The sequence below is a fragment of the Streptomyces sp. NPDC002671 genome, assembly GCF_053592475.1.
Genome location: NZ_JBSFVU010000149.1, coordinates 1 through 2,630, shown reverse-complemented (window position 1 = coordinate 2,630; position 2,630 = coordinate 1). Strand labels below are relative to the sequence as shown.

Genomic DNA, 2,630 nt, shown 5'->3' with positions numbered 1-2,630 from the left:
GGCGCGCTGGACGCCCTGCCGTCGGAGGTGCTCGACGACGCCGAGCGGTCGGCACCGCTGCGGATGGCACATCCCGCCTACGTGATCTACACCTCCGGGTCCACCGGCCGCCCCAAGGGCGTCCTGGTCTCCCACACGGGCGTGGCAAGCCTGGTGGCCGGCCACATCCGGTACTTCGGCGTGGGCCCGGGACACCGCGTGGGGCAGTTTGCGTCGGCGAGCTTCGACACCTTCGGCTGGGAGTGGTTCATGGCGCTCCTGTCCGGGGCCACCCTCGTCGTGGTCCCGCAGGAGCGGCGCCTGGGGACGGCACTGCCCGAGTTCCTCACCGCACACCGCGTGACGCACGTGACGCTGCCACCGGCCGTCCTGGCCACCCTCGACGAGAAGTCGATCGGCACGGACACTGTGCTCGCCGTGGCGGGCGAAGCCTGCCCGCCGGAGACGATGGCGCGCTGGGCGCGGGGCCGCACGATGTTCAACTCCTACGGCCCGACCGAGACCACGGTCGACGCCACCCTGTGGCGCTGCGACCCCGACGCCGCCGAGGTGGCCCTCGGGTCCCCGGTGATCAACACCCAGGTGTACCTGCTCGACAATCACCTGGCCCCGGCGCCCCCCGGTGTCAACGGCGAGATGTACGTGTCCGGCGCTGGACTGGCCCGCGGCTATCTCGGGCGCGCGGCGCTGACCGCGGAACGCTTCGTGGCGAACCCGTTCGGCCCGGCAGGGTCCCGCCTGTACCGCACCGGCGACCAGGCACGCTGGACCGCCGAAGGCCACCTGGTCTTCGCCGGCCGCTCCGACGACCAGGTGAAGATTCGGGGCTTCCGGATCGAACCCGGCGAGATCGAGAACGTGCTGGCCGGGCACCCGTCGGTGGCCCAGGCGGCGGTGATCGCCCGTGAGGACACCCCGGGTGACAAGCGTCTGGTGGCCTACGTCGTGCCCGTCGACGGCGCGGCGACGGCCCGTCTGCCCGAGGTACTGGGCGGGCTCGTGGCCGAGCGGCTGCCGGAGTACATGGTTCCCGCTGCGGTCGTCGTCCTGGACGAGCTGCCGCTCACGGTGAACAAGAAGCTGGACCGCAAGGCCCTGCCCGCGCCGGAACTCGCCGCCACGAGCACGACCGGCCGTGCCCCGGCCGACGCGCGCGAGGAGATCCTGTGCGCCGTCTTCGCGCAGGTGCTCGGCGTGGAGAGCGTCGGCGTCGACGACGACTTCTTCGCTCTCGGCGGGCACTCCCTGCTCGCCGTGCGCCTGGCCAGCCGGGTGCGCTCGGCGCTCGGGGTGGACCTTGAGATCCGTGAGCTGTTCGACGCGCCCACCGCGGCCGGACTCGCCGCCCGCCTCGTCGGCGGGAGCACCACCCAGGCCGCCCTGACGGCACAGAAGCGCCCGGAGCGCCTTCCGCTGTCGTACGCGCAGGGCCGCCTGTGGTTCATCAGCCAGATGGAGGGCCCGAGCCCCACCTACAACATCCCGGTGGCACTGCGCCTCAAGGGCCGGGTGAACCGGGAAGCACTGAATGCCGCGCTGCGCGATGTGATCGCCCGTCACGAGGTGCTGCACACGGTGATGGCCACCACCGACAGCGGTGAGCCGTATCAGCGTGTTCTGGATGTGGCGGAGCTGGACTGGGAGTTGCGGGTCGTCGATGCCGTCCCGGCGGATGTGGACGCCGCGGTGGCGCAGGCGGCGCGCTACGCGTTCGACCTGTCCGCCGAAGTGCCCATCCGTGCCTGGCTGTTCCGCATCGCCTCCGATGAGCAGGTGCTGGTGGTCGTGGTGCATCACATCGCGTCCGACGGCTGGTCGATGGGGCCGCTGGCGCGGGACGTGTCGGTGGCCTACGAGGCACGGTGTGCGGGCCGGGCTTCGCAGTGGGAGCCGCTGCCCGTGCAGTACGCGGACTACGCGCTGTGGCAGCGTGAACTTCTCGGTGACCAGGACGACCCGGAGAGCGTGCTCGCCCGCCAGGTCGCCTACTGGCGCGAGACGCTGGCAGGCGCCCCCGAGGAGCTCTCGCTGCCCTACGACCACCCGCGTCCGGCGGTGGCCGGCCACGAGGGCCACCGACTGCCGGTGAACATCCCGGCGGAGGTGAATGCGCGTCTACGGGAGGTGGCGCGAGCCGAGGGCGTGACGGTGTTCATGGTGCTCCAGGCGTCTCTCGCGGCGCTGCTGTCCCGCCTTGGCGCCGGAACCGACATCCCCATGGGCCTCGCGAGCGCGGGCCGTACCGACGAAGCCCTCGACGACCTGGTCGGGTTCTTCGTGAACACGCTGGTGCTGCGTGCGGACCTGTCCGGTGACCCGACGTTCCGTAAGCTACTGGCCCGGGTGCGGGAGGCGGGGCTGTCGGGCCTCGCCCACCAGGGCGTGCCGTTCGAGCGCTTGGTGGAGGAACTCACCCCGACGCGCTCCCTCGCCCGGCACCCGCTGTTCCAGGTGATGCTCACCCTGCAGAACAACGCCGACGCTGTCGTCGAACTGCCCGGCGTACGCACCGAAGCGATACCCACGACCACCACGGTGGCCAAGTTCGACCTGGACGTCAGTATCGGCGAGATCTTCGACGCCGAAGGCCGTCCCGCGGGGCTGCAGGGTGTGCTGATCGTCGCCGCGGA

The 2,630-nt window shown here is 71.6% G+C and carries 1 protein-coding gene; it reads left to right on the top strand.

The annotated features are described in order from the left end of the window. The coding region (locus tag ACWD35_RS45320; RefSeq protein WP_451357153.1) for an amino acid adenylation domain-containing protein at positions 1–2,630 on the top strand (2,630 nt) is incomplete at both ends.